Source organism: Nocardioides aromaticivorans (assembly GCF_013408525.1).
Taxonomy (GTDB): domain Bacteria; phylum Actinomycetota; class Actinomycetes; order Propionibacteriales; family Nocardioidaceae; genus Nocardioides; species Nocardioides aromaticivorans.
The window spans coordinates 444,172-465,785 of record NZ_JACBZM010000001.1; the positions used below are offsets into that span (position 1 = coordinate 444,172).

Sequence of the window (21,614 nt, forward strand, 5' to 3'; positions counted from 1 at the left end):
GGAGCGGCTCGAGGATCAGACCTCGAGCAGCTCGGCTTCCTTGCTCTTGAGCAGCTCGTCGATGGCGTCGGTGTGCTTCTTGGTGAGGCCGTCGAGACGCTTCTCGGCACCGGTGACGTCGTCCTTGCCGACCTCGCCGTCCTTCTCGAGCTTCTCCAGGCTCTGCTTGGCCTTCTGGCGCACCTGGCGCACGGCGATCTTGCCGCCCTCGGCCTTCTCCTTGGCGAGCTTGATGAACTCCTTGCGGCGCTCCTCGGTGAGCTCGGGGAAGACGCAGCGCAGCACCTGGCCGTCGTCGGACGGGTTGATGCCGAGGTCGGAGTCGCGGATGGCCTTCTCGATGTTGGCCTTCGCGCCGACGTCGAACGGCGACACCAGGATCACCCGCGGCTCGGGCGCGCTGAACGACGCGAGCTGCTGGATCGGGGTCGGCGAGCCGTAGTAGTCGACGAGGATCTTGCTGAACATGCTCGGGTGCGCCCGTCCCGCCCGGATCGCGGCGAACTCCTCACGGGTCGCGTCGACCGACTTCCCCATCTTCTGGTCGGCCTCGTTGAGGGTGTCGTTGATCACCGGTTCTCCATTCTTGGCTGGTTCGGGCGGAGCAGGGCAGGACTCAGCCTGCGCTGACCCGCGTCCCGATCTTCTCACCCCGGACCACCCGAAGGATGTTGCCCTCCGGCTCCATGCCGAAGACGATCATCGGGAGCTTGTTCTCCCCGCAGAGCGCGAACGCGGTCTGGTCCATGATCCGCAGGCCCTTCGAGATGGCCTCGTCGTAGCTGAGCTCGTCGTACTTGGTGGCCGTCGGGTCGACCTTGGGGTCGGCGGTGTAGACGCCGTCGACGCCGCTCTTCGCCACGAGGACGACATCGCACTTGCTCTCGAGCGCGCGCTGGACGGCGACGGTGTCGGTCGAGAAGTAGGGCATGCCCATGCCGGCGCCGAAGATCACGACGCGGCCCTTCTCCATGTGCCGGATCGCGCGGCGCGGGATGTAGGGCTCGGCGACCTGGCCCATCGTGATGGCGGTCTGCACGCGGGTCTCGACGCCCAGCTTCTCCAGGAAGTCCTGGAGCGCCAGGCAGTTCATGACGATGCCGAGCATGCCCATGTAGTCGGCACGGACGCGGTCCATGCCCCGCTGCTGGAGCTCGGCACCGCGGAAGAAGTTGCCGCCGCCCGTCACCACGGCGATCTGGACGCCCGCGTCCACGACCGCCTTGATCTCGCGGGCGATCGCCTGCACGACGTCGGGATCGACGCCGACCTTGCCTCCGCCGAAGACCTCACCCGAGAGCTTCAGCAGGACTCGCTTGTAACCGGGCACCAGGGTCCTTCCAGTCGTGTGCGGTGAGCGGTCCGAGGTTATCAGTGACCCTCGCCGGCAGCGCGTTCGATGATCGCGTCGTACCAGCGCACGTAGCGGCGCCACGATCCCCGGTCGGGCGCGATCTCGAGCGCCAGCTCGTCGCGCGGCAGGGAGTCCGACCCGAAGTTGTCGCTGCCGGTGATGACCCGGCGGTGCCGGGCACCGTCGGCCGCGGTCCACTCGAGCAGGCTGAGCTTGCTGTGGACGTCGTTGCCGTTGCGGAACCGCGCGCTGTGCACCTCCACGCCGGCCGCCCGCAGGCTGGCCACGATCTCCTTGCCGATGTTCAGCGAGATGACCTGCACCCGGGCTCCGCCGCGGGCCTTGTCCGCCACGATCTCCGCCAGCCGGCGGCCGCGCTCGCTGTGCCAGGCGTACATCGCGAAGCGCAGCACCGTGCCGCGGGCCGGCAGGTCGCGGAGCAACGCCTGGACGGGGTCGGTCTCCTCGTCCCAGCCGGGGAAGAACCACGCCCGGTCCCTGCCGAGCACCGGCGCGTAGCCGGGGCCCCGGGGCTTTTCGATCCCGACCTGGTCGCGGAAGTCGCGGTCGAAGGCCCGCCACACGTCGGTCCGGTCGACGAAGACGTACATGTCGCTGTACTGCTGGGTGGAGTAGTAGGACAGGTTCGCGGAGCCGACCATCACGACGTGGCGCGAGTCGCCGACCCGGCTGAAGGTCCAGGTCTTCTGGTGCGTGCCGGTCCGCGGGCCCCGCCGCGAGCCGCTCGACAGGTAGATGAAGGAGTCCTTGCGCCGGTCGGTGCCGACCTCGTCCCTCATCTTCGCGACCGCGCGGAAGCTCTTCGACGCGAACCGGTTGGCGATGATCTGCACCGAGACGCCCCGCTGGTGGGCGTCGACCAGCGCGTCCGCGACGGGGTGCAGCGAGAACGACCGGGTGATGATCCGGATCCGCTCCCCCTTCGGGGTGTGGGCGATCAGCTCCAGGAGCCGGGCGACCACCGGGTGCTCGGCCGCCTGGGTCTCCGTGTCGTCCACCGGCGTCCCGAGTACGACGCCCGGCCGGACGTCGTACGGACCGGGGACGAGGCCCGCGGGCTGGTCTCCGCGGGGCTCGTCGGAACGGGCATCGGTGCAGGCCGTGACGAGGAGCAGGGCTGCCAGCAGGGGCCCGAGAAGCCGGCAGACGCGCTCACGCGCGCTCATTGGACCCGCTGGACCCGCTCGCGGTAGTCGTCGCTGTTGTCACCGTCGATGTCGGGGTCCGTGGTCTTCGAGATGTGGTCGACCTTCTCCTCGCCGCCCTGCACCGGCTGGGCCTCGATGATCGTGTCGCGCTCGTAGGCGTGGGACTTGTCGGTGTTGCGGTAGTAGCGGTAGATCAGCCAGTACGTGCCGGCCGCGCCGGCCGGCCCTGCCGCGAGCAGCCAGACCAGTCCGTCGTCACTGGCCATCGCGATCAGCTGGGCGATCATGCGGACGCCACCAGGATCGAGCCGGCGATGCCCTCGAGGAAGGTGCCGACCGTGAACGCCGCGAGCAGCAGCTTGGGCTGTGAGACCGGGATGCTGCCCATCGTCTCCCCCGTCCGCGCGTTGACCGCGATGTAGTGCAGGAGGCCGTTGCTCTCCTGCTGGTAGGAGTAGAGCCACACCGGGAGGTACATCGACACCCAGCGCGATCCGCCGACGTCGACCTTCTCCTGCTCCCACCGCACGCCGCGGTCGAACCGGCCGAGCGAGGCGTGCACCTGCGAGCGGCCGATCGAGAGGAGCTGGTCCTCGAGGACCGGCTTGACCGCCTCGACGTTGAGGTCGCGCTTCTCGCTGGTGAAGCCGACGAGGTAGCTGGCGTTCCACTTCACGGCGTTCTTCGTGTCGAACGGCAGGATCGAGTTGACGATGTTGTTGGTGTTCGCGGTGCCGAACTGCGCGCGCTCCGAGGAGCCCTCGACGGTGAGGTCGTCGACGGTGAAGCTGACCTGGCGCGTGACCTGGTAGATGTCGGCGGCGTAGTAGGTCGTCGTGCGCTTGTTGTCCCCGCTGCCCGTCGTCTCGGTCCAGCGTCGGGTCTGGACCTCGCCCTTGCCCCAGTACTGCGACTCGGCGCGGGCGTCGATGACCAGGTAGGGCAGGTAGACACCCAGGACGTTCTCCGGCACGAACTCCTTCTTGAACCGGCGGTGCGCGAACAGCCGACGGCTGCCCGCGAAGGCGCGGATCTTCTCGACCGCCTCCTCCTTGGTGAGCCGGAACGGCAGGACCGCGTCGGGTACGGCGCCGTTGGGGATCTGCTGGTTGACGTTCAGCGTGTGCCGGCACCAGTGGCAGCGGGCGTTGAGCGCGTGCGCGGTGTCGACGACGACCTCGGCCCCGCAGGCCTCGCACTTGAAGGTGAGCACGTCGCTGGCGTCGGCCCGGATGTCCTCCGCGCCGCTGGCGATGACCGTGCCCTCGAGCTCGTCGATGCCCTCACCGAGGCCGAACTCCTCCTCGACCCGCGCCTCGTGCCACTCGTTGCGGCAGAACAGGCACACCAGCATCCCGGTCGACGCGCGCAGCTGGACGTCGGTCGAACCGCACTTCGGGCACCTGTTGAGGCCGTCCTTGAGCGACTCGTTGACGGTCTCGATGCTGGGCCCCGCCTCTGGCTCGGCCTTGGCCGCGGCCAGCTCCTCCTCGAGCGACAGCGGCGGACCGTCGAAGGTCGGCTGCTGCGGCTCCACCGGCTCCTGCGTCACAGACCGAGCGCCTTCGCCTTCGCCGCGTCGTAGTCCTCCTGCGTGATGAGGCCGGCGTCGAGCATCTCCTTGGCGCGCTTGAGGACCGCCATCGGGTCCTCGGCGGCCGGGGCCGCCGGAGCTGCCGGAGCCGCCGGGGCGGCCGGGGCGGGAGCCGGGGCGGCGGGGGCCGGCGTGGCCGGCTGCTGGAGGCCACCGAGGCCCATCCCGCCCGTCGCCATGCCCATCCCGATCAGGCCGCCGGGACCGGCGTTCTCGCCCGCGGCCTCGATGCCCGCGGCGACCGACGCCTGCAGGTTGGAGTTGCCGCGCGAGCCGGACAGGGCGTCGGCACGCTGGACGTTCTTGAGCAGCTCGCGGGTGTTGGCGTCGTACTCGATGGAGACGAGGGCGACCTTGACGATCTCGAGGCCACGGTCGGTGCGCCACTGGTAGTTCTGCTCGACGGCGGCGGAGAGCGACTGGGCGAACCCGATCGAGTCCTGCTGGAGCCGGGTGATCCGGTTGCCCTTGGCAGGGTCGTTGGTGTACATCGAGAACGCCGGGGCCAGCGAGCCCACGACCTCGTTGAAGAGCTGCTCGCCCGCCGGGTTGTCGATGTCGGTGAAGTCGAACTGCTGGCGCCCGCCGATGACGTCGGCCGGGACGAAGTTGCGGATGAAGGTCAGCGGGTCGGTGATCTTCAGCGTGTAGGTGCCGCGGGTGATCGCGCCGACCTGGGTGTTGAGGAAGGCGTCGTCCCAGTAGATCTCCGACTGGGTGCCGAACTTGTTGTTGGGCAGCTCCTTGAGCGTCACGAAGATCGCGGACTGCTGGGCGGACGGGCGACCGCCGAACTTGAAGCGCTCCCAGCTCTGCTTGATGATCGAGTCGACCAGCCCGCCGCCGGTGAAGACCGACTGCGAGGCCGGGTCGTCGGAGTTCCAGATGTAGGCGCCCGGCTCGGCGGCGAAGCCCGTGAAGGCGCCGTCCTCGAGCAGCACCAGCCCGTAGCCCTCCGGCACGATGATCTTGGAGCCGTTCGTGATCACGCCCTCGGAGCCCTGCGTGTTGCTGCCGCGGCCGGCGTTCTGGCCCTTCGCGACCGCGGGGAAGACCGCAACCGTCGAGCCGACGCCGTCCGGGACGCCGTAGAAGTCGACCCACTGGTCGGCGAGCGTGCCGCCGATCGCGCCGACAGCAGCCTGGATGAGTCCCACGTGACGATCTCCTTTGCAGACGCGTGCGTCCGCGTGTGGGCGCACGTCACGGACACATGTCCGAAGCCGGGATCCACAAACCTACCCCGTGCGCCGCGACGGCACAGGCAAAAAGCCGACGGCCGGTGATCACCCCAGGGTGACCACCGGCCGTCGGTGCGATCAGTGCGCGATCAGGCGCCGACCTCGAAGCGCGCGAAGCGCTTGACCGTCGTGCCGGCCTCGTCGAGGACGGCCTTGACCGTCTTCTTCGACTCCGAGACCGACTCCTGCTCGAGGAGCACGAGCTCCTTGAAGAAGCCGCCCAGGCGACCCTCGACGATCTTGGCGACGGCAGCCTCGGGCTTGCCCTCCTCGATCGTCTTCTTGGTCAGGACGTCCTTCTCGGCCGCGACGATGTCCGCGGGGACCTCGTCGCGGGTGAGGTACTGCGCCTTGAGCGCGGCGACCTGCATCGCGGCGCCACGGGCAGCGGCCTCGTCGCCGTCGTACTCGACGAGCACGCCGACGGCGGGCGGCAGGTCGGCCGCACGCTTGTGCAGGTAGACCGCGACCGGGCCGTCGAAGTACGCGACGCCGCCGAGCTCGATCTTCTCGCCGATGGTGATGGCGAGGTTCTCGACCACCTGGCCGACGGTGCTGTCGCCCAGCGGCAGCGCCTTGGCGGCCTCGGTGTCGGTGGCCTTGCCCGCGTCGACCGCCTCGGCGATCTGCTGGGCGGCCTTGATGAACTCCTCGTTCTTCGCGACGAAGTCGGTCTCCGACTTCAGCTCGATGAGCGCGCCGCCGGCGTTGGCCACGAGACCGGCCGAGGTCTCGCGCTCGGCGCCGCGGGCGGCCGCCTTGGCGGCGCCCTTGACGCGGAGCAGCTCGACGGCCTTGTCGAAGTCGCCGTCGGTCTCGTCGAGCGCCTTCTTGCAGTCCATCATTCCGGCGCCGGTCAGCTCGCGGAGCTTCTTGACGTCAGCAGCAGTGAATGCCATGAATCCTCAATCGCTTTCTGGATCGGGTGGGGGTGTCGCTCAGGCCTCGGCCGGGGCGTCGGCCGGGGTCTCCTCGGCGGCGGGCGCCTCGGCGGCGGGCGCCTCGGCAGCCTCGCTGGACGCACCGGTCGACTCGGACGCGGGGGTGTCCTCGGTGGGCTCGCCGCCGGTCGCCTCCACGGCAGCCTTCTCGGCGTCACCCTCGAGCAGCTCGCGCTCCCACTCGGCCAGCGGCTCCTCGGCGGTGGCGCTCGACGCACCCGCGCCGGAGCGGGCCATGAGGCCCTCGGCGGCGGCGTCGGCGATCACGCGGGTGAGCAGGCCGACCGCGCGGATCGCGTCGTCGTTGCCCGGGATCGGGAAGTCGACGTCGTCCGGGTCGCAGTTGGAGTCGAGGATGGCGATGATCGGGATGCGCAGCTTGCGCGCCTCCTCGACGGCCAGGTGCTCCTTGTTGGTGTCGACGATCCACACCGCGGAGGGGGTGCGGGTCATGTCGCGGATACCACCGAGCGACTTGTTCAGCTTGTCGCGCTCGCGGCGCATCTGCAGCAGCTCCTTCTTGGTGCGGCTGCTGCCCGCGACGTCGTCGAAGTCGATCTCGTCGAGCTCCTTGAGGCGGTTGATCCGCTGGTGCACGGTCGAGAAGTTGGTGAGCATGCCGCCCAGCCAGCGCTGGTTGACGTAGGGCATGCCGACGCGGGTCGCCTGCTCGGCGATCGCCTCCTGGGCCTGCTTCTTGGTGCCGACGAACATGATCGTCCCGCCCTTGGCCACGGTCTCCTTGACGAAGGCGTAGCTGCGGTCGATGAAGGCCAGCGACTGCTGCAGGTCGATGATGTAGATGCCGTTGCGGTCCGTGAGGATGAAGCGCTTCATCTTCGGGTTCCAGCGACGGGTCTGGTGTCCGAAGTGGACGCCGCTCTCGAGGAGCTGGCGCATGGTCACGACAGCCATGATTTCTCCTGTACTTGTTTCAGTTGGTCCTGTCGTCTGCACGCGATCCGACCGCCGATCCGGTGATCGGCGGACTGAGGATCGACGCCCACGGGCGACCGGGGCCACTGTTCTCAAGGAGAGGGACCCCGTCGTGGTCTGCGGACGAGCGAATTCCGGTCCAGGGCGGACCGGTGCCTCCCAGCGTACGGCGCGAGGTGCTCCCCGGACCAATTGCGGCCACCGACCATCCACAGCGCACGTCCGGCACGTCCTCCTCCACAGGAGCGCGAGCGCCCGGGCTGCTTCCCCGGGCCACGAGCGCAGGCTCGTCCCATGCGCCCGTCCTGGCTCGTGGTGGCCCTCACCAGCATCGCCCTGACCCTCTCGTCCACCGGCCCCGTCCCCGCCGATGCGGCCGAGGCCGACGACCCCGTCGGGGTGTGGCCGCTGCAGCCCGAGCCCGAGGTCGTCGCGCGCTTCGACCCACCCGACCAGCCGTGGGGCGAGGGCCACCGCGGGGTCGACCTCGCCGGCCGGGTCGGTCAGGTCGTCCGCTCGGCGCTGCCGGGGCGCGTGGTGTTCGCCGGCCGCATCGCGGGGCGCGGGGTGGTCGCGGTCGGCCACGGGAGCACCCGGACGACGTACGAACCGGTGGCAGCGACGGTCCGGGTCGGTGACGAGGTGTCCGCGGGCGGGTCGATCGGCACGCTCGAGCTGGCCGGCTCCCACTGCTTCCCCCGCGCCTGCCTCCACTGGGGCTGGCTGCGTGGCGAGGACTACCTCGACCCGCTGCGCCTGGTCGGGGCCGGTCCGGTGCGCCTGCTGCCGCTGTGGCGGGCGCTGCCGGCGCTCGCGGTGCTCGGTGCTAGGCCCGTGGATGTGCTTGCTGGTAGGCCCGGCGCAGCCGGTCGGTGGTGACGTGGGTGTAGCGCTGGGTCGTGGCCAGCGACGCGTGGCCGAGCAGCTCCTGGACGGACCTGAGGTCGGCACCGCCCTCGAGGAGGTGGGTCGCCGCGGTGTGGCGCAGTCCGTGGGGTCCCAAGTCGGGCGCTCCGGGGACGTCGGCCAGTCGCCGGTGCACCAGCGTGCGCACCGCGCGCTGGTCGATCCGTCCGCCCCGGGCGCCGAGGAAGAGCGCCGGCCCCGAGCCGGGACGCGCGAGCCGGGGGCGCCCCGCCGCCACCCACCGGTCGAGAGCAGCAGCGGCGGGATGCCCGAACGGGATCGTCCGCTCCTTGCGGCCCTTGCCGAAGACGCGGACGACGTTGCGGTCGCGGTCCACGTCGTCGACGTCGAGGGCGCACAGCTCCCCCACCCGCATGCCGGTGGCGTAGAGCAGCTCGAGCATCGCCACGTCACGGGCGCCGACCGGGCTGCCGTCGTCGGCGAGCTCGGCGGCAGCGGCGATCAGCTCGCGGGCCTCGTCGACCCGCAGCACGTCGGGCAGCGTGCGGTGCGGCTTGGGCGACCCCAGGGCGGACCCGACGTCCGACGCCGCCCTGCCGGTCCGCGCCAGCCAGCCCGTGAAGACCCGTGCAGCGGTCGCGCGGCGGGCCAGCGTGGTCCGCGACAGCCCGGACGCCTGCTGGCGCGCGAGCCAGCTGCGCAGCGTGCGCAGGTCGAGCTCGTCGGGTCCCTCGAGCCCCAGCCGGGCGGCATGGTCGAGCAGGTTGCCGATGTCGCCGAGGTAGGCCGTCACCGTGTGCGGGGCCAGGTCCCGCTCGGCGACCAGGTGCCGCTCGTACGACGCCAGCACGCCCGCCGCCCACTCGGGCAGCACGTCCTCGGTGTCCGCGGCGCTCACTCGTTCATCGTAGGGACGCCAGGTGTCGTCACCGCCTCCCCCGCTCGGTGAGTCGCCACCCGGTCGGCAGCAGCTCCACCAGGCCGTCGGCCTCGAGCCCGCTGAGGATGCGGTCGACCTCCGTGACACCGAGACCGGCCACGAGTGCGACGGACTCCGACGGAGCCGGTGCCGCGACCGGGACCGCGTCGACCACCTGCCGCGCCCGCACGCTGAGCCGGTCGCGAGGCTGCTCGGGCGCCCGGGCGTCGGCGACCAGCTGCTCCCCCGCCGAGCCCACCAGCTCGAGCACGTCTGCTCCACCGGTGACGAGGGCGGCGCCACCGCGGCGGATGAGCTGGTGGACGCCCTCGGAGGCGACGCTCGTCAGCGGGCCGGGCGTCCCCATCACGACGCGGTTGAGCCGTTCGGCCCAGTTGGCGGTGTTGAGCGCACCGCTGCGCAGGGCGGCCTCGACCACGACCGTGCCGCGCGAGAGCGCTGCGATCAACCGGTTGCGGGCCAGGAACCGGATCCGGAACGGCGACGCTCCGGGCGGCGCCTCGGAGACGACGAGGTGGTGCTCGGCGAGGTGCTCGAGCATCGCCCGGTGCGCCGCCGGGTAGGCCCGGTCGACGCCGCAGGCCAGCACCGCCACCGTGCTCGCCCCCGCCGCCACGGCTCCTCGATGGGCCGCGTAGTCGACGCCGAACGCGCCTCCGCTGACCACCGGGCGGCCGGCGGCCCCGACCACGGCCGCGAGGTCGCCGGCGACCTCGTCGCCATAGGTCGTCGACGACCGCGACCCCACGACCGCGACCGCGTCCGCGAGCTCGTCCAGGCGCTGCGGCCCCCTGACCCACAGGCCGGCGGGGACGCCGCCGCGCTCCTGCAGCGCCCCGGCGGCGTCGAGGTCGTCGAGCTGGCGCGGCCACTCGGCGTCGCCCGGGACCACGAACCGGATCCCCCGGCTCGCGGCGCTCGCGAGCACCCGCTCCGGCTGGACCGTCGCCAGGCGCCCCGCGGCCGCGGTGAAGGTGTCGCGGAGGTCGGCGTGGTCGCGGAGCACCTCGAGAAAGCCTGCCGGCCCGAACTGGCGGCTCAGCCCGAGGACGCGCAGGTCGCCCGGCTCGGCGACCAGGCTGATGGTCGCCCTCGCCACCCGCTCCTCCTCGCTCACGCTCATGCCGCACCCTCCGCGCCGCGGACCGTGCGGGCGTCGAGCGCCCGGCCCATCCGCAGCCGCAGGGCGACCTCGACCTCGCCCGGACCCGGCGGGACGTCGCGACCCGAGCGGACCGCCCGCAGGTCGGCGACCGTCCACGCGAGGCGCTGCACACGGACGGCGCCCCGTGCGCCCAGGCGTCCGGCGTAGGTCTCGTTGTCGATCAGCCGCCGGGCCTCGTCGGCGAGGGGCCACGTGTCCTTGAGCCGGGGGCTCGGGATCTGCGCGTTGAGGCGCCACCCGTGACCCGCGAACCGGAGGCGCTGGCGCTCGCGCGCGGCCGCGACGCGCTCCCGCACCGTCGCGGACGACTCGGCCGGCTGGAACGGGTCGTGGCTCGCCGGCGAGGCGGGGCGCACGTGACGGAGGATGTCGATCCGGTCGGCGATCGGTCCCGACAGGCGGCCCTGGTAGCGCCGCCGCACGGGCTCGGGACAGGTGCAGTGGTTGGTGCGGTTGTTGGCGGTGTAGTTGCCACAGGGACACGGGTTGCTCGCCACCACGAGCATCCCGCCGGCGGGCAGGGTGATCGACTCGTCGCGTCGCGCGATCGTGATGTCACCGCTCTCCAGGGGCTGGCGCAGCGCCTCGATGACGTCGGAGCGGAAGAGGGGGAACTCGTCGAGGAAGAGGACCCCGCAGTGCGCCCGGGAGATCTCGCCGGGATGGATGCGGCCGTGGCCGCCACCGATGATGCTCACCTTGCTGGCGTCGTGGTGCGGCGCAGCGAAGGGTGGGCGGGTGAGCATCCCGGCGGCGGGGTCGAGCGCACCGGCCAGCGAGTGCAGCGCGGTGAGCTCGAGGGACTCCTCGGTCGTCAGGTCGGGCAGGATGGTCGGCAGCCGCTCGGCGAGGCTGGTCTTGCCGCACCCCTTGGCGCCCGAGAGCATCAGCGCGTGGCCGCCCGCCGCAGCAACCTCGGCGGCGTACTTCTCGTCCAGCATCCCGCGGAGGTCGGCGAGGTCGAGGTCGTCGAGGCGGTCGGAGCCGCGCCACTGCACGAGGTGGATGCCCGAGGCCGACGCCACCGGCGGTGCGTCCGGCGGCAGGTCCCCGACCAGGACGGCGACGACCTGCGCCAGGGACCGCACCCCGATCACCACCACGTCGGGCACCATCCGCGCCTCCTCGACCTGCGGCTCCGGTACGACGACCCGCCGCACGCCCCGGCTCACCGCAGCCATGACCATCGGCAGGACCCCGACCGCCGGCCGCAGCCCGCCGGCGAGGGTCAGCTCGCCGATGAACGCCGTCCCCGCGACCTGGGGATGCTCCACCTGTCCCGTCGCGGCCAGCACGCTGACCGCCATCGCGAGGTCGAAGTGGGTGCCACCCTTCGGCAGGTCCGCGGGCGAGAGCAGGATGGTGGTGCGGAACGCGGCCGGCCACTTCAGGTCGCTGTTGACGATCGCCATCCGGACCCGGTCGAGCCCCTCGCGCAGCGCGGCACCGGCACGCCCGACGACGACCACTCCGGCCTGCCCGTTCGACACGTCGGCCTGGACGTCGATCAGGTGGCCACGGGCGCCGTCGAGCGCGACGCAGTGCGTGGTGGCGAACGCCATCAGAGGAGCCCTACCACGTGCTCGACGGACGGGGCGCCGCGCCGCGGGACGAGGACCGCGACGAGGTCGATCCGGATGCCGTCGGGGCGGATGCCGCGCTCGCCGGCCCACCGCTCCCCCAGCCGCTTGAGCCGGGCGAGCTTGTCGTCGGTGATCGCCTCCTGCGGGCTGCCGGCCACCAGGCTGGTGCGCGTCTTGACCTCGCACACGACGAGGGTCGCGCCCTCGCGCAGCACGATGTCGATCTCGCCCTCGTCGCACCGCCAGTTGCGCTCGAGCACGATCATCCCGAGATCGGCGAGGTGCCGGGCGGCCCGTCCCTCGCCGTACGCCCCGATCGCCCGCCGGGCCTGCGCTGTCGTCGTCATGCCCGCCAGCGTGGCGGTCAAGGCCGGCGGCGCCGGGCCGGGCAGCGGCGCCCTGTGGACGACCACCCGTCGTCCACAGGAGGACCGCGCACACCTGGACGGTCAGGCCACGCGCGGGACGCATGGGGTCACCCGACGAGCCGTACTCCGTTGCAGACCGGCGTCGGCACCGCGAAGACGTCGGCGCCGCCGAGCTGCAGGCCGAGCAACTTCGACAGCGGCGTGATCAGCGCGGACTGGAGGGCCGTCACCAGCGGGTTCAACGAGGAGGCGACGCCCGACAGGATGGGGTTGAGCACGGTGCTGTAGAGCGGGTCCGCGTTGAGGACCGCCTTGGTCTGGGTGCCGAACAGCCCGTAGACCACCGTCATCTTCGTGGTTCCCGACGTCGTGGCCGTCGTCGGGCCGAGGATGATCCCGCTCCCGCTCCCGACCGGAGTCGTGTAGCCACCCGGCAGGGGGACGGTGACGATCTTGTCGAAGGTGCTCACACCGGACGAGCTGGCCGTGAGGGTCAGCCCCGTGTCGAGCTTGATCTCGGGTGGGTTCAGCAGGCTGCCGAGGCCGAGCAGGCTGAGGATCTGGTTCAGCAGCCCGCCGCTACCCAGCAGCGGCACGGTCACGTTGAGGTGGGCACCCAGGGACGCGGTCACGTTGATGCCGCCGACGACGGCTGAGGCGAGGTCGACCTTGATCGAGTCCGGTCCCGAGGCGTTGCAGGTCACGGCCATGAGCTGCGCGACCGCCTTGCCGAGGTCGATGTCGACGCTGACCTGCGTCTGGTCCAGCGCGACGCCGACGTTCGCGAGGCCGAGGATGGAGACGTTGAGGTTCTTGGCCGGGATCGTCCCGGTCAGCTTGAGCCGGACCTGGGCCGTCTCGTTCGTGGTGCCCTTGCGCCCGCACTTCGTCCGCGGCGACTCGATGACGGTGAGCGTGGTGGTCGTGCTGACGAGCCCGGGCAGCGTGATCCCGAGGTTGGGGATGTTGATCGCGTGACCCTCGTTGGCCACCAGGGCCGCGCCCGTGACCAGGTCCAGGACGTTGACCTGCGCGTCGAGGGCGGCCGCGTCGGTCGGCGCGGCGTCGAGGATGTCGCCGATGCTGATGTGGGGTGTGCTGGCACCGATGGGGATGGCGCGCAGGAGGTTGGCCTCCACCAGCTTGCCCTGGGAGTCGAGCACCTTCGCCGCGGCGATGAAGAGCGCTCCGACCGAGACGTTGTCGAGCTCCAGGAGCTCGTCGACGGTGCCCACTCCCAGGCCGCCGACCTCGACGAGGTCGAGGAGTGACACATTGGCGGCGGCCAGGCCCTTGTAGCTGACCAGGCTGAGGTTGAGGCTGCTGCTGAGGAGCCCCCCGAGCAGCGGGTTCAGCAGGGTCCCCTGGCTGCTGTCGAGGGAGGCGATGAACGACCCCAGACGGAAGCAGGCCGACTCGACCGACTCCGCCACTGCCCGGCGCCCCGCGTCACCGCTGGCGACGCCGGTGACCCCGCCGAAGGCGAAGTCGACGCTCGTGTCCGCGGTCACCTCGACCGCCGTGGGTACGTCGCCGGCGGCGCCGGACACGAACGCGCCGTCCTGCATCGTGCCGAGGTCCCAGTCGAGGTCGGGGAGGTCGCCGATGGTGTCCCGGTTGCGTGCGAGGCTCTTCGCCATCGCCGCATCCATCGTCGCCCCGAGTGCGGACTTGGTCCGCCCGTCCAGGTTGCGGGCGAGGTCGAGGGCGACCACGTCGGCGAGGGCCTGCATGTCGCGCCGGGCCGTGCGCTGCATCCCGATGTCGACCGCGAAGGCCGCGATCAGCACGAGCACCAGGGTCAGACCGACCCCCATGATCACCGCTGCTGCGCCGCGCTCCCCGCTCTCGCGGCGGCGGCTCGGCATCAGCTGACCCTCGCGACGGCGGAGTAGCCCAGGTTGTCGGGAAGCACGATCCCCACGCCCGGGACGGGCAGGAGCGGATGGTCGTCGTACGCGTAGTCGAGGCTCACGGTGGCGCACTGGACGCTGGCGTCGTTGGCGCAGGCGGCGATCGTGATCGAGCAGGTCCCGACGTTCTCGTCGTTGCGCCGCAGGTTGCCGGCGACGCCGGAGCAGGTCACGCCGTAGCTGTCGAGGGCCTCGTTGACCGCGTCGAGGGCGTTGCCGTCCCGATCCGCCGCGACCTGGGCCACGGCGGCGGCCCGGGCGCCCTCGGCGGCCGCCTGGCTGATCGCCTGACGGAAGCTCAGCATGTAGCCGTAGCTGATGATGCCGAAGACGAGGAGCAGCAGGATCGGCATGATCAGCGCGAACTCGACAGCGGCTGCCCCGCGCTCGGACCGACGCTCACCCGAACGTTCTCGAGCGCGCCCCCACAGCACACAACGCCCCATCGACCGGCCTCCCCGCCCTCGCTCCCATGACGCCCTCCCGAGTGGCGATTTCCGCACCCTAGTGCTGGCGTGCACGACGAGGGAACGCTTCCCGGGCGATTCTGCCCGTCCGAGCGACCGGGTCTAGTCCGTTGTGACTAGCCCCGTCATGACCTCGGTGACCCCGCCGTGGCGTCACCGCGAGAGCCGGGGTCGAGCGCACGTGGCGTGCACGCCGTAGACGTCGGCGCCCGCGAGCCGGAGGCCGATCATCCGCGCGACCGGGCCGATGAAGTCCTGGTTGATGTTCGCGACGAGCGGGGTGAGCGACTTCTCGAAGAATCCCTTGCCCGAGGTGACGAGGGCATTCGTGATCAGCGACGTGAGTGCGGTGACGGCCGAGAGGTTGGCCGCCTTGCCGCCGAGCTTCACCGACAGGACCGTCGGCACGACCGTGGCCGGGTCGAGGACCATCGGCGAGCCCGTCGAGATCGGGGTCGTGTCGTTCGGGGGGAGCTTCAGGTCCGCGTGACCGGTCCCGCCCGCGCTCGCGGTCCCGATGCTGAGCCGGACGTCCACCTCGATCGCCACCTTCGTGTTCAGCCCGAGCAGGCCGAGCAGGTTCGTGACCAGCGGGCCGAGACCGAGGTCCTGCAACGCCTTGAACTGGACGTCGCCGCCCACGGTCACGTTCGTCTCCAGCCGGTACGACGCCAGGCCGGTCGAGACATCGACGCGGAAGGTCGTCGGGTCGGCCGCCGTGTTCTTGCCGCAGTGCACGGCCGGCGGGCTGACGACCTGGCCCTTGCCGGAGCCCGCGACGACCTGCAGGGATCCCGTGCCCTTCGCGGTCTGGAGGGTTCCGAGGCCGGAGATGTTGAGGCTGGGCATGTTGGTGAACGTGATGCCGATGGTGCCGTCGAGCTGGGAGGTGTCCGCCACGGCCTGGGCGGAGTTGGGGGCGCCGCAGGCCAGCTCCGCGGCCGAGATGAGGTAGAGGGCCCCGGTGAACTGGAAGCCGACGCCGGGCACGTGGGCCTGGATGTTCGGGACCCCGAGGAAGTACTTGCCGTTGGCGAGGCGAGCCGAACCGACGAGGTCGAGCACGTCGAGGTCGACCGCGAGGGCCGCGGCGTCGGTCGGCGCGACGTGCAGCACGTCGCTCAGGGCGATGGCACCGACCGTGGCCGTGGTGTTCGAGGCGAGGATCTTGGTGAGCGCCTGGACGGCGACGGTGTTGCCGCCCGGCTCCTTGCTGAGCGCCTCGATGGTCGCCGCGAGCACGTCGGAGTACTGGACCTGCCCGGACAGCAGCTCCTCCGGCGTACCGAAGACCGAGGAGGCGGCCAGCTGGGCCAGCCGCACGTCGGCACCCGCCAGGGCCTTGTAGGAGACCAGGTCGAGCTTGACGCCCAGCAGCGCGTTCAACGGGGCGAGGACGGTGCTGTCGTCGGCGCGCACCGCCGCCACGAAGGAACCGAGCCGGAAGCACGTCGTCGAGGAGCTCTCCGCGACCGCGCTGCGCGCCGCGGCGCCGGACTCCGTCCCGGTGAAGGCGGCGAAGGCGAAGGCGACCTCGGTGCTCGCACCGACGCGGACCGCCGTGGGAACGCCGCTGCCGACCTCGTCGAACTCGCCCTGCCACATCCGGCCCAGGCTGTAGTCGAGGTCGGCGTCCTCGCCGACGGAGTCGGCGTTGCGGGCCAGGCTCCGGGCGAGCGCCGCGTCCATCACCGGCTGGAGCTGGCTGACCGTGCGGCCGTCCAGCTCCCGGGCGAGGTCCAGCGCGACGAGGTCGGCCACCGCCTGCATGTCGGACCGGGCGACGCGCTGGAGACCGAGGTCGACGACGAAGGCCGACCCGATCATCATCACGGCCAGCACGAAGACGACGACGAGCGTGACCGCTCCCCGCTCGTCCGTCCGGGTGCCCCGGAGCCGTCGCCACATGGCGCCCTCCCCGATGCCGTGTCGCAGACAGGACGACCCCATGCCGTCCCTGACACCATGAGGTCGGCAGGTGGGCCGACGACGCAAGGCATCGGCCGGAAATCAGGACGAAGTCCCGCTCCGGTCAGGACTTCGGGAGCTCCAGGTCCGAGGTGGCCAGCTCCTCCACGTTGACGTCCTTGAAGGTCAGGACCTTGACGTTCTTCGCGAACCGGGCCGGGCGGTACATGTCCCACACCCAGGCGTCCGCGATCGTGACCTCGAAGAACACGTCCGTGCCCTCCGAGCGGGCCTTCACGTCGACCGAGTTGCAGAGGTAGAACCGGCGGTCGGTCTCGACGACGTACTTGAAGATGCCGACGACGTCGCGGTACTCCCGGTAGAGGTTCAGCTCCTGCTCGGTCTCGTACTTCTCGAGGTCCTCGGCGCTCACGAGCCCGACTCTAGCCGCCGCTCGTCCACTTCCTCCGGCAACGGCTCGAGTCCGGCCGCGCGTCGTACGTTCACGAAGCGCATCCGGTGGATCGGCGAGGGTCCGTGCTCCTCGAGCGCAGCGGTGTGGGTGGCCGTGATGTAGCCCTTGTGGGTCTTGAAGTCGTACGCCGGCCACTGCTCGTCGAGGTCGAGCATGATCCGGTCGCGGGTGACCTTCGCCAGCACCGACGCGGCTGCGACGCAGGCCGCGACCCGGTCGCCCTTCCACACCGCGAGCCCGGGCACGCCCAGCCCGTCGACCGGGAACCCGTCCGTCAGCACGTACGACGGCGGGACGGCCAGCTTCGCGACGGCCCGCCGCAGCGCCTCCACGTTGGCGACGTGCATCCCCAGCCGGTCGCACTCCTCCTGGGAGACCACGACGACCGACCAGGCCAGGGCGCGTCGGACGACCTGCTCGTAGCAGCGCTCCCGCGCCGCGGCGGTCAGCAGCTTGGAGTCGGCGAGCCCGGGGACGATGCCGGCCTTGCCCGGCGGCAGGATCGCCGCACCGGCGACCAGCGGCCCGGCGCAGGCGCCGCGGCCGGCCTCGTCGACGCCGGCGACCGGCTCGAGGCCGTGGCGGCGCAGGGCGCGCTCGTAGCCGTAGATCCCGGCGTCGCGTCGTACGGTCGAGCCGCGGGGCAGTGTGGTCATGCCGGCACCTCAGTCGCCCGTCTCAGCCGACCTGGGCGACGCCGACCTTCTCGGCCTTCTCGACCAGGTCGTCGGACGGCGACCCGGGGACATCGTCGAAGACCTCCGGGCGGCTGATCCAGCGCCAGCGGTCACGGGGCCAGATCAGCGTGAAGACCTTGCCGACCACGAGGTCGCGGTCGACCCACGGGCTCTGCGTGCAGGGGTCCTCGTCGGGGCTGCAGAGGTGGGCACGGGAGTCGGCGGAGTGCTCGCGGTTGTCGCCCATCACGAAGAGCTTGCCCTTGGGCACCGGCCCGATGGTCCACGAGCACGGGCGCACCTTGGAGGAGTCGGGCTCGACGACCCACTCGATGTAGCCGTCGCAGCCGCGCGAGTCGTGGCGGACGTAGTCCTCCTCGTCGATGGCCTTGCCGTTGACCTCGATCCGGCCCTGCTCGTCGCAGCACACGATGACGTCGCCCTCGGCGCCGATGACGCGCTTCACGAGGTGGCCGCCGGTCGGGTAGAGGCCCACCTTCGACAGGAGGTTGGCGAAGCCGGTCGGGCCCTGGGAGTCGGCGGTGGCGAGCCAGGAGCCGGGGTCCTCGAAGACGACGACGTCGCCGCGCGACGGGTTGCCGCCGAACCAGTAGGAGACCTTCTGGACCAGGATCCGGTCGTTCTTGACCAGGCCCGGCTCCATCGACTCCGACGGGATGTAGAAGGCCTGCACGAACAGTGCCTTGATCAGCACGGCGAGGCCCAGGGCCACGGCGAGCAGCAGGATGCTCTCCTGCCAGACCGGCAGGTGCTTGCGGGGCGCGGCGTGGCCGTGCCGCCCCCGGGCGCCGTCGGTGGCCGGGGCGTCGGTCTCGTCGCTCGTCACGATGGTCGAGTCTATGCACGTCCCGGTCGGGAAAGCACGAAGGCCCGACCATGACGGTCGGGCCTTCGGGACGAAGCGGGGATCAGACCTCGCGACGCTCCTTGATCTTGGCCTTCTTGCCGGTGAGGTTGCGCAGGTAGTAGAGCTTCGCGCGGCGCACGTCACCGTAGGTGACGACCTCGATCTGCTCGAAGATCGGCGAGTGGAGCGGGAAGGTGCGCTCGACACCGACGCCGAAGGAGACCTTGCGGACCGTGAAGGTGCGGCCGACGCCCGAACCGTGGATGCGGATGACGACACCCTGGAAGACCTGGACGCGGGACCGGTTGCCCTCGACGACCTTGACGTGGACCTTGACGGTGTCACCGGCGCGGAAGGCGGGGACGTCGTCACGCTTCGCGGCGTTGCCGAGCTCGGTGACGACGGCGGGGCTGGGGTTGCTCATGATTCTCCTCGCGAGTGCCACAGGTCAGCCGCGGTAGTAGTGGTTCGATCGAAGCGGCGGCACGGTCGACGATTCCCCTGTGGCAGAAGCGTCCGCGACACCGACGAAGAATCTTCGCACAGCCGTCACCGCGACCGGAAATCCCGGCTGGAAGGATGCTCCCATGACCGGACCCGCGGAGGAGGCGCCGCCTCCCGACGCCTCGCGCGACTGGCAGCCCCACGCGCGCGAGGTCCGGCCCTGGCGCCAGCGCGCACCCCGGGGGCCCGCCGCCGACCGCCGCCTGGACCGGATCACGGTCGCCCTGCCGCCGTACGTCGCCGGGCTGGACCTGCCGATGGACCGCTCGCTGGCGGCGATGACGACGGCCAGCGCGGGCGACCTGAGCCACCTCGACCTCGTCCACGGGCGCACCCTGAGCGCCCTCAACCACCTCCTGCTGCGGACCGAGGCGGTGGACTCGTCGAAGATCGAGAACGTCGACGCCAGCCTCGCCGACTACGGGCGGGCGCTCCTCGGCGTCGGCGCCAACGCCTCGGCGGTGTCCATGGCGTCGGCGACGGCGGCACTGACGCGCATGATCCGCGACGCCGACACCTCGCGCGCGATCCGCCCGGAGGCGATCCTGCAGGCCCACCACGACCTGTTCCGTCGTACCCCGTCCGAGGCCCACCGTGCCGGCACCTTCCGTACGACGCAGAACTGGGTCGGCGGCAGCGACTGGTCCCCGCTCGGCGCCCTCCACGTGCCGCCACCACCGGAGACCGTGGCCGGCTACCTCGACGACCTGTTCACCTACGCCAACCGCGACGACGTGCCGCCCGTCGTGCAGGCCGCGGTCGTGCACGCCCAGTTCGAGTCGATCCACCCGTTCATCGACGGCAACGGCCGGATCGGGCGCGCACTGATCCACGCCGTGCTCCGACGTCGCCGCGCCACCCGTCACCTCACCGTGCCGATCGCGTCGGCGCTGGTGTCCCACCGTGAGCGCTACTTCGCTGCCCTCGGCGACTACCGCGACGGCACCGCACGGACGATGGTGGCGATGCTGGCCTCGGCCGTCCGGATCGCGACCGCGGAGTCGTGGGTGACGGCCACCCGGCTCAACGAGGTCCGCGGGGCCTGGGGTGCGGCCGTCGGCGGCTCGCGGCCGGGCACTCCCCTGCACCGCACGCTGGACCTGCTGACCGAGCAGCCGATCGTGAACGCCGCGCTGGTGGCCGAGCGGGTCGACGTACCGGAGGACGAGGCGGCGGCGGTGATCGATGCGCTGACGAGGGCAGGGGTGCTGCGCCGGGCCCCCCGCTCCCGCCGTGCGCCGGTCTGGCTGGCCGGCGCGGTGCTCGACGAGGTCACCGACCTGAGCGACCGGATCCAGGCCTCGAGCCGCCGCATGCGCGAGGCCCGCCCCGGCTGAGCCGGAGCGGGCCTCGTGCGGAGCTGGGTGGATCAGTCGATCGCGTAGCCCTCGCCGTGCAGGACCAGGTCGATTCCGGCGATCTCGTCCTCCTCCTTGGCGCGGAAGCCGATCGTCTTCTCGATGACCGTGCCGATGACGAACGCCATCACGAAGGAGTACGCCGCCACGCCCAGCGAGGTCACCACCTGGGTGCCGAGCTGGTCGAGGTTGCCGCCGCCGGTGAACAGGCCGGTGTCGGTGGCGAAGAAGCCGAGGAACCAGCAGCCGATGAAGCCGCCGACCATGTGGATGCCGACCACGTCGAGCGTGTCGTCGAAGCCGAGCTTGAACTTCAGGTCGATCGCGAAGGCGCAGACGGCGCCCGCGATGAGGCCGAGGAGCAGCGACCAGGCCGGGGTGAGGAACGCACAGGCCGGGGTGATCGCGACCAGGCCGGCGACGGCACCGGAGGCGGCGCCGACCGCGGTGGCCTTGCCCTCCTTGAACTGCTCCACGACGATCCAGCCGATCATCGCGGCCGCCGGGGCACCGACGGTGTTGAGGAAGATCAGGCCCGCGCCGGCCTCGCCGGTGTTGAGGCCGGTGTTGAAGCCGAACCAGCCGAACCACAGGATCGCGGCACCGATGAGCACCAGCGGGACGTTGTGCGGCTGCGCCTCCTCCTTGGAGAAGCCGACCTTGCGCTTGCCGAGGACCAGCGCGAGGGCGAGCGCCGCGGCGCCGGCGTTGATGTGGACCGCCGTACCACCGGCCCAGTCCATCGTGGCGGTGTCACCGAAGCCGAACTTGCCGACCCAGCCGGTCATGCCGTTGTCGTCGAACGCCCAGACCCACCCCTGGACGAGGAAGTACACGGTGGTGGCCCACACGCCGGCGAAGAGCATCCACGGCCAGAAGCGCGCACGGTCGGCGATGGCTCCCGAGATGAGCGCGACCGTGATGATGGCGAACGAGGCACCGAAGGCCACGCCGGCGAGCGGGGAGCCGTCGGTCACCTTGGACAGGTCCTCGAGGGCGAAGTCGGAGAACGGGTTGGCGACGAAGTTGCCGATGCCCTCGCCGTCCAGCAGGCCCATGTTGAACCCGTAGAGGATCCACAGGACGCTGACGAGGCCCATCGAGCCGAAGCTCAGCATCATCATGGAGACGACGCTCTTGGACTTGACCAGGCCGCCGTAGAAGAAGGCGACGCCTGGCGTCATGAAGATGACGAGTGCGGTGCTGAGCAGCAACCACGCGGTCGAGTCGGTCATTGGTACCTCTCGGGTCTCTCGGGAACCTGCGGGAGCAGCGGTGCTCCTCGC

General features: G+C 71.2%; 22 protein-coding genes. 2 read left to right on the forward strand and 20 right to left on the reverse strand.

All coding sequences use genetic code 11. The features are described 5' to 3' along the window. Positions 1-15: 15 nt before the first annotated feature. The 8 genes from frr to rpsB all read right to left on the reverse strand — a co-directional run bounded on the left by frr (position 16) and on the right by rpsB (position 7,214). Positions 16-570: a ribosome recycling factor gene (frr, locus tag BJ993_RS02060; RefSeq protein WP_207011296.1), complete on the reverse strand. Its 555-nt coding sequence runs from the start codon at positions 568-570 to the stop codon at positions 16-18. 46 nt (positions 571-616) lie between these two features. Beyond that, positions 617-1,330 carry a UMP kinase gene (gene pyrH, locus BJ993_RS02065; RefSeq protein WP_036546709.1) on the reverse strand — a complete coding sequence of 238 codons (714 nt, stop codon included), beginning with the start codon at positions 1,328-1,330 and terminating at the stop codon, positions 617-619. Between the two features lie 41 nt (positions 1,331-1,371). Next, positions 1,372-2,541 carry a phospholipase D-like domain-containing protein gene (locus BJ993_RS02070; protein ID WP_036546712.1) on the reverse strand — a complete coding sequence of 390 codons (1,170 nt, stop codon included), beginning with the start codon at positions 2,539-2,541 and terminating at the stop codon, positions 1,372-1,374. Further along, positions 2,538-2,810: a hypothetical protein gene (locus tag BJ993_RS02075; RefSeq protein WP_207006328.1), complete on the reverse strand. Its 273-nt coding sequence runs from the start codon at positions 2,808-2,810 to the stop codon at positions 2,538-2,540. Before BJ993_RS02075 ends, BJ993_RS02070 begins: the two co-directional genes overlap by 4 nt. Then, positions 2,807-4,075, reverse strand: coding sequence for a TFIIB-type zinc ribbon-containing protein (locus tag BJ993_RS02080; RefSeq protein ID WP_036546714.1), 1,269 nt, complete (start codon positions 4,073-4,075; stop codon positions 2,807-2,809). The genes BJ993_RS02075 and BJ993_RS02080 overlap by 4 nt, the downstream gene beginning before the upstream one ends. Then, the gene (locus BJ993_RS26450) at positions 4,072-5,274 is read right to left on the reverse strand and encodes an SHOCT domain-containing protein (protein ID WP_036546716.1); all 1,203 of its coding nucleotides are present in this window, start codon (positions 5,272-5,274) and stop codon (positions 4,072-4,074) included. The genes BJ993_RS02080 and BJ993_RS26450 overlap by 4 nt, the downstream gene beginning before the upstream one ends. Before the next feature lie 173 nt (positions 5,275-5,447). After that, complete coding sequence (tsf, locus tag BJ993_RS02090; RefSeq protein WP_036546719.1) at positions 5,448-6,257, reverse strand: translation elongation factor Ts; 810 nt, start codon at positions 6,255-6,257, stop codon at positions 5,448-5,450. A 39-nt stretch (positions 6,258-6,296) separates the two neighbouring features. Continuing rightward, entirely contained in the window at positions 6,297-7,214 is a 918-nt protein-coding gene (rpsB, locus tag BJ993_RS02095; RefSeq protein ID WP_179647555.1) for a 30S ribosomal protein S2, read from the reverse strand. Positions 7,215-7,529: 315 nt separating this feature from the next. On the opposite strand from rpsB, the gene BJ993_RS02100 reads away from it, so the two are divergent. Then, a complete protein-coding gene (locus tag BJ993_RS02100) occupies positions 7,530-8,114 on the forward strand; it encodes a M23 family metallopeptidase (RefSeq protein WP_179647556.1) in 585 nt (194 codons plus the stop codon). Here the strand turns inward: BJ993_RS02100 and BJ993_RS02105 are convergent. The 11 genes from BJ993_RS02105 to rplS all read right to left on the reverse strand — a co-directional run bounded on the left by BJ993_RS02105 (position 8,062) and on the right by rplS (position 18,890). After that, the gene (locus tag BJ993_RS02105; RefSeq protein WP_179647557.1) at positions 8,062-9,000 is read right to left on the reverse strand and encodes a tyrosine recombinase XerC; all 939 of its coding nucleotides are present in this window, start codon (positions 8,998-9,000) and stop codon (positions 8,062-8,064) included. The two genes, BJ993_RS02100 and BJ993_RS02105, sit on opposite strands and share 53 nt — an antisense overlap. Positions 9,001-9,028: 28 nt before the next feature. Continuing rightward, positions 9,029-10,165: a DNA-processing protein DprA gene (dprA, locus tag BJ993_RS02110; RefSeq protein WP_179647558.1), complete on the reverse strand. Its 1,137-nt coding sequence runs from the start codon at positions 10,163-10,165 to the stop codon at positions 9,029-9,031. Continuing rightward, positions 10,162-11,769, reverse strand: a complete 1,608-nt coding sequence (locus tag BJ993_RS02115; RefSeq protein WP_179647559.1) for a YifB family Mg chelatase-like AAA ATPase — start codon at positions 11,767-11,769, stop codon at positions 10,162-10,164. The genes dprA and BJ993_RS02115 overlap by 4 nt, the downstream gene beginning before the upstream one ends. After that, on the reverse strand, positions 11,769-12,137 hold the full coding sequence (locus BJ993_RS02120) for a YraN family protein (protein WP_179647560.1): 369 nt from the start codon (positions 12,135-12,137) through the stop codon (positions 11,769-11,771). Before BJ993_RS02120 ends, BJ993_RS02115 begins: the two co-directional genes overlap by 1 nt. Positions 12,138-12,265: 128 nt before the next feature. Beyond that, positions 12,266-14,026: a pilus assembly protein TadG-related protein gene (locus tag BJ993_RS02125; protein WP_179647561.1), complete on the reverse strand. Its 1,761-nt coding sequence runs from the start codon at positions 14,024-14,026 to the stop codon at positions 12,266-12,268. Further along, positions 14,026-14,517: a TadE/TadG family type IV pilus assembly protein gene (locus BJ993_RS02130; RefSeq protein WP_257026790.1), complete on the reverse strand. Its 492-nt coding sequence runs from the start codon at positions 14,515-14,517 to the stop codon at positions 14,026-14,028. Before BJ993_RS02130 ends, BJ993_RS02125 begins: the two co-directional genes overlap by 1 nt. 174 nt (positions 14,518-14,691) lie before the next feature. Continuing rightward, positions 14,692-16,446, reverse strand: a complete 1,755-nt coding sequence (locus BJ993_RS02135) for a pilus assembly protein TadG-related protein (protein ID WP_179647563.1) — start codon at positions 16,444-16,446, stop codon at positions 14,692-14,694. 124 nt (positions 16,447-16,570) lie between these two features. Beyond that, positions 16,571-16,879, reverse strand: a complete 309-nt coding sequence (locus tag BJ993_RS02140; RefSeq protein ID WP_036546742.1) for a DUF2469 domain-containing protein — start codon at positions 16,877-16,879, stop codon at positions 16,571-16,573. Beyond that, on the reverse strand, positions 16,876-17,577 hold the full coding sequence (locus tag BJ993_RS02145) for a ribonuclease HII (protein ID WP_036546746.1): 702 nt from the start codon (positions 17,575-17,577) through the stop codon (positions 16,876-16,878). The genes BJ993_RS02140 and BJ993_RS02145 overlap by 4 nt, the downstream gene beginning before the upstream one ends. 22 nt (positions 17,578-17,599) lie before the next feature. After that, positions 17,600-18,445, reverse strand: coding sequence for a signal peptidase I (lepB, locus tag BJ993_RS02150; RefSeq protein ID WP_308645449.1), 846 nt, complete (start codon positions 18,443-18,445; stop codon positions 17,600-17,602). Positions 18,446-18,527: 82 nt separating this feature from the next. Beyond that, positions 18,528-18,890 carry a 50S ribosomal protein L19 gene (gene rplS / locus BJ993_RS02155; protein WP_036546748.1) on the reverse strand — a complete coding sequence of 121 codons (363 nt, stop codon included), beginning with the start codon at positions 18,888-18,890 and terminating at the stop codon, positions 18,528-18,530. A gap of 163 nt (positions 18,891-19,053) precedes the next feature. Here rplS and BJ993_RS02160 point away from each other — a divergent pair, with 163 nt between their 5' ends. Continuing rightward, positions 19,054-20,307 (forward strand): Fic family protein, encoded by a 1,254-nt coding sequence (locus BJ993_RS02160; protein WP_179647564.1) that lies wholly within the window; start codon positions 19,054-19,056, stop codon positions 20,305-20,307. 32 nt (positions 20,308-20,339) lie between these two features. Here BJ993_RS02160 and BJ993_RS02165 read toward each other — a convergent pair whose 3' ends face one another. Then, positions 20,340-21,563 carry an ammonium transporter gene (locus BJ993_RS02165; RefSeq protein ID WP_036546754.1) on the reverse strand — a complete coding sequence of 408 codons (1,224 nt, stop codon included), beginning with the start codon at positions 21,561-21,563 and terminating at the stop codon, positions 20,340-20,342. Between the last annotated feature and the right edge of the window lie 51 nt (positions 21,564-21,614).